Raw genomic sequence first — 14,216 nt, forward strand, 5'->3', positions numbered from 1 at the left:
TGGACACGTGAAAACCGACACCGGCCACATGACAATCTGGTCACGGTCCAGTCGCCACGAGGGGCTGCAGAGCTGTCCGGAGCACCAGGAAGAGGTACGTACGTGAAGATCGGCGTCGTTGGTTGTGGCCAGTTTGCGGGCAGTTTTGCCCGACTGTGGAACCTCCACCCTGACACCGAGGCGGTGTTCGTCACCGACCTGATCCCGGAGCGGGCGACCGCGCTGGCGGAGAAGGAGGGGTTCGCCGGGACGATGGCCGACTTCGAGGAGATGGTGAACTCCGACGTCGACGCCATCGCGCTGATGACCCAGCGGTGGACCCACGGCAGCCTCGCCATCGAGGCGCTGCGCGCCGGCAAGCACGTCTACTCGGCGGTGCCGATGGCGACCACCCGCGACGAGGTCGCCGGCATCATCGACGCCGTCACCGAGACCGGCAAGGTCTACATGATGGGGGAGACCCACTACTACTACCCGGTGGCGGTGTGGGCCCGGCAGGCCCAGGCCGAGGGCCGCTTCGGTCGGCTGTTCTACGCCGAGGGCGACTACGTGCACGACATGGACCACGGCTTCTACAAGGCCTACCAGTTCTCCGGCGGCGAGAACTGGAAGGCGACCGCCTCGTACCCGCCGATGCTGTACCCGACCCACGCCGTCGGCGGTGTGATGGCCGCCTGGGACACCCACGTCGTGTCGGCGTCCGCGCTCGGGTCGGTCGACGACCGCGGCGACGGGGTGTTCGACCGTGAGGTGTCGATGTTCGACAACGACTTCTCCAACATGTCGGCGCTGTTCGAGACCGCCGACAACGGGATGATCCGGACCAACGAGTTCCGCCGCGTCGGGGTGTCGTACGAGATGAACGAGTCGTCATTCCGCTACTTCGGCACCGAGGGGGTGCTCGAGCAGGGCATGACCGCCAGCCGGTTCGCCACCCGCTCCGAGGGCCTCGACATCACCGAACAGTTGCGGACCAAGGCCGCCGACCTGGCCGACAGTGCGCTGGAGGGCCTGGACCCCGCGTTGGTGGAGAGCTTCGCCTCCGGCTGCGCCCCGGTGCAGGACCGGTCGCGGTTGCCGCAGGAGTACGACGGCGTCCACAACGGGCACCTCGGGTCGCACCACTTCCTGGCCGATGACTTCATCCGGGCGGTGGGTGCCGGCCAGCAGCCGCCGGTCAACGCATGGAAGGCGGCCCGGATCAACCTGCCCGGGATCGTCGCCTGGGACTCGGCCCGCCAAGGTGGCGCCCGGCTGCCCGTCCCCGACCACGGGGACTGCCCGCTGCCGATCGTCGACACCACCAGCCCGCGCCGCTGACACCGGGCCTCGGGGTCTGATCGGCTCTGATCGGGTCAGATCGGGTCCGCCGAAGGCCCGATCGTGGCCGGGGCGTCGCGGAAGAGGGCGCTGTGGTGACACACGTGGAGCTCACGTCCACCGACGTCGCTGTGGCGCCCCTTCTTACGACGACCCCCCCGGCCGGGGCCCGCCTGGCACCCGCGTGAGCGGGGTTCAGCGGCGCGGACAGAGCGTCAGCACGTTGTGGACCTGGGCGTTCTCGCAGTCGAAGTTGCGCTCGATCTGCGCGATCACCTCGGGGGGCTGGCGGTCCGGGTTGAGGTAGCTCTTGTCCCACACCAGGTACTCGTTGCGGGGATCGTCCAGGCACGCCCGGTTGTGGGCGTAGGTCTCGGTCGTCAGCACCGGCGGCTCCCACTCACCGCGCTGTACGAACACGTTCGTCGGGAACTGGCAGAAGGTGGGGTTGCCGACCGCGAAGACCTGGTCACCGAAGGCCAGGTAGAGCACCGGGGTCTCCGGACCGATCTCCTCCCGGATCCGTTCGCCGGCCCCGAACAGGCCGATGTTCTCCGACAGCGAGAAGTTGGTGGAGAACTGTCGGGACGGCTCGACCGTCACCGACCACGGGGCCCACGGCAGCGAGATCGGCACCAGGCAGATCACCCCGACCAAGGTCGCCAGCGCCGACAACCGCCGGGTGGCCCGGTCCGGGAAGGCGTGGATCCGCCGCCGTTGCACCATCACGCCGACCACCGCGTACGCCACCCACAGCCCGACCAGCGGCCACAGCAACGACACCCGGGTCGGCGGGTCGAGGGTGAACACCACCAACGCGCCGACCGCACCGCCCAAGGCGTACTGCGCCAACCACGAGCCGCCGCGCCGCAACCCCATCACCAGCGCGATCGACGCGACGACCGGGAAGGAGGCCAGGTGGTACGGGAAGTACTGCTGCTGGGCCACGACCGGTAGCCATGCCAGCACCAACGACCCGATCACCAGCACCTTCTCGCCGCGGGTCGCCCGGACCAGACAGGCCGGGATCAGCGCGAACGCGGGCCACATGATCAACGCGTTGCCGAGCAGTTCGAAGGTGAGACTGACGTGGTCGTACAGCGGTCGGCGGGGCTGCATCTGCGAGCCGTCCAGCAGCCACTGGATCTCCCACGGCCACACCACGGCGAGCGCGACCAGCCAGGTGATCCCGGCGACCGTCGCCGAGATCGTCGCGACCACGAACCGTCGGCGTTGCCACGGACCCCGTTCGTCGAGCACCAGCAGGGCCAGCAACCCGATGAGGGCGATCGGCAACGAGACGAACTTGATCACCGAGGCGGTGGCCAGCAGCACCCCACCCAGGATCGGCCCGACCGGCCGACGGAGCAGCGCGATCCCGGTGCCGGCGAGGGTGAGCACGATGGCCAGCCAGTCGGGTTCCCAGGCGATGCCCGTACTGCACAGCAACAGGCCGCCGAGGGCGGCGGCGCTCACCGGCGAGGCGAGCCGCCGGGCCCGCGAGCGCAGCCCGAACCAGAGCGCGGCAGCAGCGAGCCCACTGACCACGATCGCCTGCACCCGGACGACCATCTCGAACGCCACCCGGTCACCGCCGGTCGCCAGCCACGCCGGCCGGAACAGCCCTTCGGTGATGAATCGGTGCATCAACGGCCGGTGGCTGAACGTCTGGCTCACCGGGTACACCGAGGTGAAGTGGGTGCCCGCCTCGTACCGGATGTCGTTGGCGAGCGGAGCCGGCACGGTCAGCAGGACGGCGAGCACGAGGAGCGCGAGCACGATCCACGGGTACGGGTTCCGCCACCACTGGGCCGCCAGCTCCGCCGGCGCGGGCCGAGGTCGTACGGTGTTGCTGCTGTCCACAGCGAGAACGTACCAACGTGGGGGAGAAGATCATCACCGAATCCAGCGAGGCCGTGGGGATGCCCGGCGCAGTGCAGTGGCGAGCCGGAGCGACCTGGCTGGTGCGGTTCGACGGCGAGGCGACGCCCACCCTCGACCTCGCGGCCGACGAACTCGCCACCTTTGCGCGGACGAGTTGCGGGGTGCGGGTGGTGCGTGAGCCGGCGGCCGCCGGCGCCGGCGTGGCGGGGACGATCCGGTTCGGTCAGGCCGACATCCCCGGGTACCGGGTCGACGTGGGTACGGGTGAGTCGGGTCCGGGTGAGGTCACGTTCTGCGGGGCGAACGCGGTCAGCATCCTGTACGCGGTGTACGCCTTCGCCGAGGAGCACCTGGGGTACTGCTTCTTCGAGCCGGGTCGTGATCGGTGCCACCCGGTCGGTGACGTGGCCTGGCCGGCCGGCACCGTCACCTCCGGTGCGCCCGTGCTGCGGTCCCGGGGCTTCATCCAGGAGTACCCACCGGACGCGCGGAGCCGGCAGCTGGCCGACTGGATGGCTCGCAACCGGATGAACCAGCTGCTGACGTGGATGGAGCACTACGACCAGTACGACCCGGAGCTGATCGACCACTTCGCCGTCCGGGGCGTCGAGATCGAGTCCGGCCACCACAACTTCGAGTACCTGGTCCCGCTCGCCGAGCACTACGACGAGCACCCCGAGTACTTCGCCGAGATCGGTGGCCACCGGGTGGGTCCCGACAGTGGTGACGAGAAGCTGTTGCTGTCGAAGCAGATCTGCGCCACCAACCCCGACGTACGGCAGCTGCTCGCCGAGCAACTTCTCGGCTACGCCGCCGAGCACCCCGAGGTGACGACCCTGTCGTTGGTGCCCAACGACGGCTTCGGATGGTGTGAGTGCGAGGCCTGTACGGCGTTGGTGGGCGATCAGGTGCCGGGTCGCTGGGAGACCGTCGCCGCCCACGTCCACCAGTCCCAGGGTCTCTACCACGACCTCGTGTCCGACGTCGCCGATCGGGTCACCCGGCAGCGGCCCGACCTCAAGATCAGCTTCTTCGCCTACGTCAACTACCTGTACCCCGCACCCGGGTTCGTGGTGGACGAGCGGCTGATCGCGTACGTGGCGTTCTACTGGCGCTGCATCAACCACGACCTGGGCGACGCCGGGTGTCCGACCAACGCCGCGTACGTGGCGGCGCTGGCCGAGTGGGGTGCCGCCGACCGGGGTGGGCAGGTGAACGTCTACGAGTACTACATGGGCGTCAACCTGTACCTGTCGCTGCCGATGGTCCACCACACGCGGCTGGCCGATGAGGTGCAGCTGATCACCGAGCGGGGTGGCGACGGGGTGCTGACCCAGTTCTCCCTCGACCACTGGGCGGCGTACGGACTCAACTACTACGCGTTCGCCCGCGCCGCGTGGGGCGAGAGCGCCGACGAGGTGCTCCCACGTTGGTCGGACCACCTGTTCGGCCGGGGTGGCGGTGCGACGGCCGCCGCGGACTTCCTGTCCGCACTGGACACCCTGCAGCGCGATCCGGCCGGGGAGCCCGACCGGGGTGGTGTCGGCTGTCTGGTCCCGGTGCCGAAGTTGCTGCTGGGCCAGCGGAGCCGCAGCGCGTTCGACCGGGTGCTGGCGGCGGCGGAACGGCTGGCGGAGCGGTGTCCCGACGAGCCACTCGCCACGGCCTGGGCGGCGTGGGCGCGCTATCTCGTCCGGCTCAAGGACGCCTTCGACGCCAACGCCGCCGGAGTGCCGGCCGGTGACCGACTGCGCGAGCTCCTCGCCACCGTCGAGCGTGACGCCGCGGCCGGACACCACTACGCGGTCGCCGCGAAGGTCGACCACCTCTTCGGCAGTTGGCTGCGCAGTGAGGCCGCCGGTGAGCGCTGGGGACACTCCGGCATCGACTGGGAGGACCGCTACGTCGAGCGGCGGGAGGCGGAGATGGTCACCGCCCGGACGGCGGGCCGGACCGCTGCTCGTACGGCCGACTGAGGTTTCTCCCCGTACGGTCCGGTGCGGTAGGGTGTCACTTCGGTCGAGCGCTCCCGCGCCCGGCCAGGCATAACGCCCTCCTGCCCCAGGGACGTCCTGGGGCCGCAGAGACCAGAGGAGGTGGAGTTGCGTATGCGCAAGTACGAAGTCATGGTCATCATCGATCCCGACATCGACGACCGCCAGGTGCAGCCCACGATCGATCAGCACCTGAAGACGGTCACGAACGACGGCGGAACCGTCGACAACGTGGACATCTGGGGTCGGCGCCGGCTGGCGTACGAGATCAACAAGAAGCCCGAAGGCATCTACGCCGTCATCGATCTCACCTGTGAGCCGAAGACGGTCAAGGAGCTCGAGCGCCTGATGGCGATCAACGAGCAGATCGTCCGGACCAAGGTCCTGCGCCCCGACCTGCACTGAGCCCCCTCGTACGGGAGCCCGCTCGTACGGGACCTCCTCGTACGGAAGGCTTCGTCCCCAACTCCGTGGCCGAACCGTTGCAAGCTGTCGGTGGCGGAGGGAAGACTGGGGCCCGGTCGGTGACCGGCGTCGCTGCGGCGTCCGTCGGCCGACCGGGAGCAACGGCTGGGATCCATCCACACGACAACGGAGACAGACATGGCAGGCGAAACAGTCATCACCTTGGTCGGCAACCTGACTGCCGACCCCGAACTGCGCTTCACCCCGTCCGGGGCAGCGGTGGCCAACTTCACCGTCGCCTCGACACCGCGCACGTTCGACCGCCAGGCCAACGAGTGGCGGGACGGTGAGGCCATGTTCCTCAACTGCGCCGTGTGGCGGCAGGCCGCCGAGAACGTGGCGGAGTCGCTGCAGAAGGGGATGCGCGTCATCGTGCAGGGGCGGCTGAAGTCGCGCTCGTTCGAGACCCGTGAGGGTGAGAAGCGCACCGTCTTCGAGGTCGACGTCGACGAGATCGGCCCGGCGTTGCGGTACGCCACGGCGAAGGTCACCAAGACCTCCGGCGGTGGCGGCGGCGGTTACTCCGGCGGCGGTGGTGGCGGTGGCTACTCCGGCGGCGGTGGCGGCGGGGGCAACTCCGGCGGCGGCCGTGGCGGGGACGACCCGTGGGGTGGTTCCGGCGGTGGCGGTGGCGGTGGCCAGCGCGGTGGGCAGTCCGACCGGGGCGGCAACGACCCGTGGGCGACCCCGCAGAGCGACGAGCCGCCCTTCTGATCGGAGCCGGCCGCCCCGGGCGGTCCCGGCCGACTGACAACTGAACAGACCAACAACCTCATCACGGTGGCCCACCGGGCACACCCAGGCACATTCCGATCCTTCGCAGGGGTCGGGCTCTGAAAGGAGAGCACCACAATGGCCGCACCTGTACGCAAGCCCAAGAAGAAGCTCGCACCGGTCAAGTCGACCCGGGTTGGCGAGGTCGACTACAAGGACGTTCCGCTGCTGCGCAAGTTCATCTCCGAGCGTGGCAAGATCCGCGCCCGGCGGGTGACCGGACTGTCGGTCCAGGACCAGCGCCGCGTCGCGATCGCCATCAAGAACGCCCGCGAGATGGCGCTGCTGCCGTACGCCTCGACGGCACGCTGAGAAGGGACGACGAGAACATGAAGCTCATCCTGACTGCTGAGGTCGACAAGCTCGGCCTGGCCGGTGACATCGTCGAGGTGAAGGACGGGTACGCCCGCAACTTCCTGCTGCCGCGTGGTTCCGCCATCCGGTGGACCAAGGGCGGCGAGGCGCAGATCGAGGGGATCAAGCGGAGCCGTGACGCCCGCCAGATCCGTGACATCGACCACGCCAACGAGGTGCGCGAGCAGCTCGAGGGCCTCCAGGTCAAGGTTCCCGTGCGGACCGGCGAGAACGGCCGGCTGTTCGGTGCCGTCACCGCTGCGATGATCACCGCCGCGATCAAGAAGGCCGGTGGCCCGAACGTGGACCGTCGCGTCGTCGAGATCCTCAAGCCGATCAAGAACGTCGGCACCCACAACGTGGGCGTCTGGCTGCACGAGGCCGTGACCGCCCACTTCGACGTGGAGGTCGTGGCAGCCTGATCGGCGAGGCCCGCCCGAAGACGTACCGCATCACCACAGCCCGTCGGACGACTGTCCGGCGGGCTGTGGTGCTTCCCCCGGCCGGCGCGGCACACTGGTGGGGTGAGCGAAGGCGAGTTGCAGTGTCCGGCCCGGTTCGTGGTGTGCAGTGACCTGGTCGATTCGCGGGTGCTGTCCGCGCTGGCCGTCGAGCGGGTGGCCGCCACGTGGTCGTACGGCCCGGGCCCCGGCGCGCGCGTGGACGAGCGGCTGGCCGATGCCGATCAGGTGATCGCGGTGCTGGACGAACTCGCCGACCAGTTCCGGGGTGAGTGTGTCGTGGTCGCGTTGCCGGAGCAGGTGATCGCCGCGCGGTCGGCGGAGCTGGCCGAGTCGCGCGCCGACCGGCAGGTCACGGTGCTGGGTGACTGACCGACCGACACGCGTCGCGGTGGTGCCGAACCAGCGGCGGGCCCGATGCCAACTGGTCGGGTTCGGTGTCGCGCTGCTGCTGATGTTGGGCACGCTGGGACTCGGGGTGTGGATCGCCGTCGGCGCGGCGCAGCTGTCGGCCGGCAGTGGCGGCTGGGTCGCCGTCGGGCTGGGCGTCGTGATCGGCCTGGTCGGACTGGCCGCCACCATCAGTGCGGTCGAGGTCCTGCGCCAGGTGGGCGCCGGGCTCACCGGTGACCCGGTGTTCGTGGTCGACGACACCGGCTTCCACGGCCGGAAGGGCCTCACCACGCCGTGGTCGGAGGTCACCGGGATCAGGGTCGTCGACGACGGGGCGGCGCCGCGGGCCCGCCACCAGCACACGAAGTCGTTCCTCGACCGGACCGCCGGCACCGGGCTCGGGATGCGTGACGGGACGCGCCGGGTCCGGGTGTCGCGCGCCGCGGGCCACGACCACACGTACGACCTCACGCTGGCGGTCGCCCCGCACGACTTCGCACCGGTCGCCGAGGCCGTACGGGCCCACGCCCGGTCCCGCGGGGTGCCGTGCACGGGCAGCTGAGCCGTGGTCGGACGTTGAGACCAGCTGAGGGTTTCCGCGGACTGGGCAACGATGAGGGCGTGACTTCTGACGCGACGCCAGCGCCCTTTCCCGAACGAGCCCCCGGCCAGCAGTCGGTCGCCGACCTGGCCTTCGAGCCCCGGGCCGAGGTCCGGATCGGCCTGATCGGGGCGGGGGCCCGGCAGACCAGCCTGGTCAACAGCCTCGTACCGGTGCCGAACTCGACGGTGGTGGCGATCGCCGACAGCAGCGCCGAGGCGATGGTCCCGATCACCGACCTGCTCGCCGAGCGGGGGCAGCCGGCCCCCGACACCCACGCCGGCGACGACGCCACCGCACAGCTGTTGGCCCGCGACGACGTCGACCTGGTGATGATCGCGACCCCGTGGACCTCGCATGCACCGCTCGCCGTGCAGGCGATGAAGGCGGGCAAGCACGTGGCCGTGGAGGTGCCCGCCGCCGTCACGCTGCAGGAGTGCTGGGACCTGGTGAACAGCTCCGAGCAGACCCAGCGGCACTGCGTGATCCTGGAGAACTGCTGCTACGGCCGCAACGAGTTGTTGGCCCTGCAGTTGGTCCGGGCCGGGGCACTGGGGCAGTTGCTGCACGCCGAGGCCTCCTACACCCACGACCTGCGCAAGATGTTGATGGAGACCAAGTCGTGGCGGCGGCAGGCCCACATCGACCACGACGGCAACCTGTACCCGACCCACGGGCTCGGCCCGGTGGCGGCGTACTTCGGGATCAACCGCGGGGATCGGTTCACCCGGCTGGTGTCGATGGGCTCACCGAGCCTGGGGTTGCAGGAGTTCCGTGCCGCGACCGTACCGGCGGGCGATCCACGCCACGACGAGGTCTACCGGGCCGCCGACATCAACACCTCGCTGCTGCAGACCGAGCAGGGCCGCAGCATCGTGCTGCAGCACCAGGTCGTCGGGCCCCGGCCGTACGACCGCCGCAACCAGGTGGTGGGCACGAACGGCATCTTCACCGACTACCCGCCGCGGGTCTTCCTGGAGCAGGACCCAACCCTGGAAGGGATCCAGGGGGATCAGGGCGACGGTGAGTCTGGTCACGGCGAGTACCGCGAGATCGACCCGTACCTGCCCGAGTTCGAACACCCGCTGTGGCGGGCCGAGGGTGAGGCGGCTCTGGCCAGCGGCGGCCACGGCGGCATGGACTACCTGATGTTGCTGCGGCTGGTGCAGACGATGACCGAGGGAACCGTGCCCGACATGGACGTCTACGACGCGGCCGCCTGGTCCGCGCCGGGGGCTCTCAGTGAGGAGTCGGTGGTCGGCGGCAACGTCCCGGTCGAGTTCCCCGACTTCACCCGTGGCGACTGGGCCCGCAACCGTACCGGCATGCCCTGACCTTCCTGGCCGGTACGTCTCCGGTGCTTGTCGAGGGCCCCACGCACTTCGAGTGGGCACTTGGCGAGGCGCCGCCACATCGAGAGGGCAGTCGGAGAGGGCCCGCCACTTCGAGAGGGCACTTGGCGAGGGCCCGCCACATCGAGAGGGCAGTCGGAGAGGCGAATCGACACTGGAGACCTCTCCTACCGCCCGCTCGGTGCGGGACCGCGAGCCCGAGTCGTGACCCTGGCCCGTCGGGGCCGTGCGAACGGGCGCTACAGCGACACAGCTGGACGCATGTGTCGCGTGTGTCGCTCAGACGCCCTTCTTTACGAGGGACCAACCATTTCCCGGTCCACATGACCCCCTGCGAGCTTCCGGACAGGAAACGGCCGCATCGCCTCGTACGGTCATGATCATGACGTACACGATGCAGGTCACCGTCGATTCCGCAGCACCCCACCAACTGGCCGAGTGGTGGGCCGACATCCTCGGCTGGGAGGTCGAACCGTCCGACGAGGAGTTCATCCGGTCCATGATCGACCAAGGCTTCGCCGACGAGGCCGACACCATGGTCCACAACGGCGTCCTGGTGTGGCGGGCGGGTCAGGCCATCCGACACCCCGAGGCACTGACCGGAGCGCCACGACTGCTGTTCCAACTGTCGTCAGATCCCAAGCAGGGAAAGAATCGGGTGCACCTCGACCTCCGCGGTGAGGAGCCGGTGCCCGACGACGAACGGCAGCGGATCCTGGCCGCCGGCGCGACCGAGCTGTGGTCGGCCGAGCAGGGGCCGCACCGGTGGACGACCTACGCCGACCCGGAGGGCAACGAGTTCTGTCTCTGACCTGGGCCCGCGGCGAGCAAGGTCTGTCTCCGACCTGGGCCCGCGGCGATCGAGATCTGCCTCTGACCTGCGCCCGGGTCGATCGAGGTCTGCCGGCGGACGTGGGCTCGGGCGGGCTACGTCGTGTCGCGGCCGATCCGCAGCCATGCCGACTGCCGGATCCGCACCGCCAGCGTCAGCATCCGGGCGACCATGAAGCAGCCGTACGCGATCCACAGCCAGACCAGCCCGGCACCGGTACCGGCCACGATCAGTGCCAGCGGTACGTAGCTGGCCAGCGCGATCAGTTGGGCGAGCGCGAGGTAGCGGGCGTCCCCGGCACCGATCAGCACCCCGTCCAACACGAACACCACCGCGTTGATCGGCGCCAGCACGGCGACCACGACGAGCACCTGGCCGACGAGTGCCTGGACGGCCGGGTCGGGGCTGAAGAGCCCGGCGTACAACGGATGCAGCAGGGCCAACAGGGCCCCGAACACGATGCCGGCGACCACCCCCCACTGCACCATCCGAACGGTCAGTTTGCGGACCACGGCGACCTGACCCGCGCCGAGGTGGTGGCCGATGATCGCCTGGGCGGCGATCGCGATCGCGTCCAACGCCATCGCCAACAGGAACCACACCGAGTTCGTCACCTGGTGGGCCGCCAGCGCGACCGTGCCGAGACCGGTGGCGACCACCGTGGTCATCGTGACCGCACCCTGCAGGCAGGCGGTCCGCAGCACCAGCCAGCCCCCGAGCCGGGCCGCGGCGACGATCCCGTGCAGGGCGGGCCGCAGCCTGGTGCCCTGCTTCCGGGCGCCGCGCACCACGACCACGACCAACGTGGTGGCGCCGAGTGCCTGCGCGATCACCGTGCCCAGTGCGGCCCCGGCGATGCCCATCCCGACGCCGTGCACCAGGCCGATGCTCAGCCCGGCGTTCAACAGGTTGATCACCACCGCCACGTACAGCGGGGTCCGGGTGTCCTGCAGCCCGCGGAGCACCCCGGTCGCCGCCATCATGATCAACAGCGGGAACAGTCCCCAACAACTGATCCGCAGGTACGTCAGCGCCTCGGCGGTGACGGTGGGCGCCGCGCCGTACCAGCCGACGACGACCGGTGAGAGCAGCGCCAGCGTGGTCGCCAGCACCGCACCCAGGATGGCGCCGAGGGCGAGCCCGTCCCGGCCGGCGGCCAGCGCACCGGCGGAGTCACCGAAGCCGAGCCGGCGCGCGACGGTGGCGGTGGTGCCGTACGCGAGGAAGACGCACAACCCGGCGAGCAGCGTCATCACGTTGGCGGCGATGCCGAGACCGGCCAACGACTCGGTCGAGACGTGTCCGACGACGGCCGCGTCGACCATCACCATCAGCGGTTCGGTGACCAGGGTCGCGAACGCCGGTACGGCCAGCGCCGCCACCTGCTTGCCGAGCGCCCGCGAGCTCGGTGTGGCCGCGGTGTCGGTGGTCACTCCGGCGGGGTGAGTCGGGTGTTCGCCAGCACCGGCAGCACGGCGCGGGCCTCGGCGACCGTCGTACGGTCCAGGTCGGCGACCAGCAGCTGGGGGCCGGCGTTGGCCTCGGCGACCACCCGACCGAGCGGATCGACCACCATCGAGTGCCCGACGCCGAGCGGTGGCCCGGACTCGACCCGGTCGGCACCCTGGCTGGCGGGGTCGGCCTGACCGCAGGCCACCACCCAACAGGTGGTGTCGAGGGCGCGGGCCCGGACCAGGTGGCGCCACTGGTCGAGCTTGCCGGGCCCGTCACCCCACGACGCCACCACCAGTTGCACCTCGGCGCCGCGGGCGGCGTACCACTTGTAGAGCTCGGGGAAGCGAAGGTCGTAGCAGACGCTGACACCGGTCGGCAGCCCCGCCAGCTCGAGCACCTCGGCCGGTTCGGTGCCGGGGGCGATGGTGTCGGACTCGGTGTGGCCGAACGCGTCGTACAGGTGGATCTTGTGGTACCGGGTGGTGCCGTGCGGTCCGGTCACCAGCAGCGTGTTGTGCACCCGACCACCCGGCCGGTCGCCGTCGGGGAGGGTCACCGTACCGACGGCGATGGTGGTGTCGAGTTCGGCGGCCAGGTCGATGACGGCTCGGCTCCACGGCCCGTCGACCGGTTCGGCGGCCCGCCGTGAGCTCCCCGCGTACGACATCATCGTCGCCTCGGGGAACACCACCAGGTCGGCGCCGTCGGCGACGGCACGTTCGGTCCACTCGCGGACCAGTCGGAGGTTGGTCGCGGGGTCGGTGGTGCTGGTGAGTTGGGCCAGCCCGACGCGCACGGCTACTTCCAGAGGGTGGCGATCGCGAACGCCAGACCCATCAGGCCCATCCCGATCAGGATGTTCCAGTTGCCGAGGTCGCCCATCACCGGCAGCGTCGGGGCGATGTAGTAGACGATCAGCCACATCACGCCGAGCAGGCCGACGGCGATGAAGGTCGGCGGGACCCAGCGGCGGTTGGCCGGCGTGGCGGCGGAACGCGTCCGAGCGGGGCGCTTGTCGTCGGTGCGCGACTTCGTGTCGGCCTTCGCGGCGCTCGACTTCGCCTTCGTGCCCTTGTCGTCGGCCGTCTCCGCCGCCTCGGCAGCCTCCCGGGAGCGACGGCGCCGCTCGGCGGTCGACAGCTTCTCGATCGGCTCGGTGTCCTTCGCCGTCCCCGACCTGGCAGACGAGGACTTGGCGGTGGAGGACCTGGCGGACGCCGACTTGGTGGAGCCGGACCGAGACGTCGACCTCGCCGACGACGACTTGGCCTTGGCTGAGGTCGACGAGGTGACGGCGCGGCGGCTCTCGTTGGCCTCCTGCCGCTCGGCCACCTTGCGGGCCTGGGCAGCCTTCTTCTTGCGCTCGGCAGCCTTGCGTGTCCTGGATTCAGGCAAGTCGAATCTCCTTGGGTCTGGGGGTAGCGTAGTCAACCGAGACGTCCAGCAAAACTCCGGCGGAGGTACTGCGGTGCCCGAACACCTTGACGAAGGCCCGCGTCGGGGCGATTCGTGGTGGCACCGGGTGACCCACCGACCGCGCCACGCAACCGCTCGCGAGCGCCGTACGCCGAGCCGTCGGTTGGTGACCGGACTGGTCTGCGCGCTGGCCGGATTCATGATCGTCTCCAGCGCCATCAGCGCCCGCGGCACCGACCTGCGCCCCGACCGCAACACCGACCTGGTCGGCCTGCTCAACAGTGAGAAGGACCGCAACGCCAACCTGGCCCGGCAGGTCAGCGCGCTGCGCGAGGAAGTCGACCGGCTCACCGCCGAACGGCAGCCTCCGGGCGACACCGAGGATCAGCTCCGGGAGCTGCAGCAACTGACAGGCCTGGTGGCGGTCCGTGGTCCCGCGCTCACCGTGACGCTCACCGACGCGCCGCCGGAGGTGCAGCCGCCCGGGGTCGACGCCGACGAGTTGATCGTCCACCAGCAGGACATCCAGGCGGTGGTGAACGCGATGTGGGCCGGCGGTGCGGAGGCGATGACGATCCAGGGCCAGCGGGTGATCGCGACCACCGGCATCAAGTGCGTCGGCAACACGGTGGTGCTGCACGGCGTCCCGTACGCCCCGCCGTACGTGATCACCGCGATCGGTGACCCGGGCCTGCTCGCCGCGGCGCTGAAGGCGTCGCCGTACCTGCAGATCTACCAGCAGTACGTCCAGGTGTACGGCCTCGGCTGGGAGCAGCGGGCCTCCGAGGACATGATCCTGCCCGGCTACGACGGCTCGGTGGGGCTGGAGCACGCGCGGGTCCCGGGATCGGGGGCGACCCCGGGACCCTGACGTCGGTCCAACCGCCGCACGCCGGTGAGGATGGGCGCCACAGC

14 protein-coding genes and 1 pseudogene are annotated in these 14,216 nt (G+C 70.2%); 11 read left to right on the forward strand and 4 right to left on the reverse strand.

Translation table 11 applies throughout. The features are described from left to right. The first annotated feature begins 102 nt into the window (after positions 1-102). Positions 103-1,320, forward strand: coding sequence for a Gfo/Idh/MocA family protein (locus tag ACQBAU_RS00825; RefSeq protein WP_434548845.1), 1,218 nt, complete (start codon positions 103-105; stop codon positions 1,318-1,320). 195 nt (positions 1,321-1,515) lie between these two features. Here the strand turns inward: ACQBAU_RS00825 and ACQBAU_RS00830 are convergent, their stop codons facing one another. Continuing rightward, entirely contained in the window at positions 1,516-3,183 is a 1,668-nt protein-coding gene (locus ACQBAU_RS00830) for a hypothetical protein (RefSeq protein ID WP_465256196.1), read from the reverse strand. A 17-nt stretch (positions 3,184-3,200) separates the two neighbouring features. Between ACQBAU_RS00830 and ACQBAU_RS00835 the strand changes: the two genes are divergently transcribed. The 9 genes from ACQBAU_RS00835 (at position 3,201) to ACQBAU_RS00875 (ending at position 10,409) form a co-directional block, all read left to right on the forward strand. Beyond that, the gene (locus ACQBAU_RS00835) at positions 3,201-5,180 is read left to right on the forward strand and encodes a DUF4838 domain-containing protein (RefSeq protein WP_465256197.1); all 1,980 of its coding nucleotides are present in this window, start codon (positions 3,201-3,203) and stop codon (positions 5,178-5,180) included. Between the two features lie 132 nt (positions 5,181-5,312). Further along, complete coding sequence (gene rpsF, locus ACQBAU_RS00840) at positions 5,313-5,603, forward strand: 30S ribosomal protein S6 (RefSeq protein ID WP_434548842.1); 291 nt, start codon at positions 5,313-5,315, stop codon at positions 5,601-5,603. Between the two features lie 198 nt (positions 5,604-5,801). Continuing rightward, a complete protein-coding gene (locus ACQBAU_RS00845; RefSeq protein ID WP_434548841.1) occupies positions 5,802-6,377 on the forward strand; it encodes a single-stranded DNA-binding protein in 576 nt (191 codons plus the stop codon). A 138-nt stretch (positions 6,378-6,515) separates the two neighbouring features. Beyond that, positions 6,516-6,749, forward strand: coding sequence for a 30S ribosomal protein S18 (gene rpsR / locus ACQBAU_RS00850; protein WP_434548840.1), 234 nt, complete (start codon positions 6,516-6,518; stop codon positions 6,747-6,749). Positions 6,750-6,766: 17 nt separating this feature from the next. Continuing rightward, positions 6,767-7,213 (forward strand): 50S ribosomal protein L9, encoded by a 447-nt coding sequence (rplI, locus tag ACQBAU_RS00855; protein ID WP_434548839.1) that lies wholly within the window; start codon positions 6,767-6,769, stop codon positions 7,211-7,213. Between the two features lie 102 nt (positions 7,214-7,315). Then, a complete protein-coding gene (locus ACQBAU_RS00860; protein WP_434548838.1) occupies positions 7,316-7,624 on the forward strand; it encodes a hypothetical protein in 309 nt (102 codons plus the stop codon). Beyond that, the gene (locus ACQBAU_RS00865) at positions 7,617-8,207 is read left to right on the forward strand and encodes a hypothetical protein (RefSeq protein ID WP_465256198.1); all 591 of its coding nucleotides are present in this window, start codon (positions 7,617-7,619) and stop codon (positions 8,205-8,207) included. Before ACQBAU_RS00860 ends, ACQBAU_RS00865 begins: the two co-directional genes overlap by 8 nt. 59 nt (positions 8,208-8,266) lie before the next feature. Beyond that, on the forward strand, positions 8,267-9,580 hold the full coding sequence (locus tag ACQBAU_RS00870) for a Gfo/Idh/MocA family protein (RefSeq protein ID WP_465256199.1): 1,314 nt from the start codon (positions 8,267-8,269) through the stop codon (positions 9,578-9,580). Positions 9,581-9,980: 400 nt separating this feature from the next. After that, positions 9,981-10,409, forward strand: coding sequence for a VOC family protein (locus ACQBAU_RS00875; protein WP_465256200.1), 429 nt, complete (start codon positions 9,981-9,983; stop codon positions 10,407-10,409). A 116-nt stretch (positions 10,410-10,525) separates the two neighbouring features. On the opposite strand, the gene ACQBAU_RS00880 is transcribed toward ACQBAU_RS00875, so the two are convergent. The 3 genes and pseudogenes from ACQBAU_RS00880 to ACQBAU_RS00890 all read right to left on the reverse strand — a co-directional run. Continuing rightward, on the reverse strand, positions 10,526-11,863 hold the full coding sequence (locus ACQBAU_RS00880; protein ID WP_434548834.1) for an MATE family efflux transporter: 1,338 nt from the start codon (positions 11,861-11,863) through the stop codon (positions 10,526-10,528). Next, a complete protein-coding gene (locus tag ACQBAU_RS00885; RefSeq protein ID WP_465256201.1) occupies positions 11,860-12,681 on the reverse strand; it encodes a carbon-nitrogen hydrolase family protein in 822 nt (273 codons plus the stop codon). The genes ACQBAU_RS00880 and ACQBAU_RS00885 overlap by 4 nt, the downstream gene beginning before the upstream one ends. A gap of 2 nt (positions 12,682-12,683) precedes the next feature. Further along, a pseudogene (locus ACQBAU_RS00890) lies at positions 12,684-12,929 on the reverse strand (cell division protein CrgA); the annotation flags it as partial. Positions 12,930-13,407: 478 nt separating this feature from the next. Between ACQBAU_RS00890 and ACQBAU_RS00895 the strand changes: the two are divergent. Next, the gene (locus ACQBAU_RS00895) at positions 13,408-14,172 is read left to right on the forward strand and encodes a DUF881 domain-containing protein (protein WP_434548831.1); all 765 of its coding nucleotides are present in this window, start codon (positions 13,408-13,410) and stop codon (positions 14,170-14,172) included. Positions 14,173-14,216 lie beyond the last annotated feature (44 nt).

Origin of the sequence: Carbonicoccus niuqiaonis (assembly GCF_050157065.1) — a bacterium.
In the GTDB taxonomy this organism is placed as follows: domain Bacteria; phylum Actinomycetota; class Actinomycetes; order Propionibacteriales; family Propionibacteriaceae; genus Avipropionibacterium.

Bases quoted from the DNA above. Each gene is read 5' to 3' on its own strand.
- rplI (WP_434548839.1), top strand. From the start codon at position 6,767: ATGAAGCTCATCCTGACTGCTGAGGTCGACAAGCTCGGCCTGGCCGGT.
- ACQBAU_RS00875 (WP_465256200.1), top strand. From the start codon at position 9,981: ATGACGTACACGATGCAGGTCACCGTCGATTCCGCAGCACCCCACCAA.
- rpsR (WP_434548840.1), top strand. From the start codon at position 6,516: ATGGCCGCACCTGTACGCAAGCCCAAGAAGAAGCTCGCACCGGTCAAG.
- rpsF (WP_434548842.1), top strand. From the start codon at position 5,313: ATGCGCAAGTACGAAGTCATGGTCATCATCGATCCCGACATCGACGAC.
- ACQBAU_RS00845 (WP_434548841.1), top strand. From the start codon at position 5,802: ATGGCAGGCGAAACAGTCATCACCTTGGTCGGCAACCTGACTGCCGAC.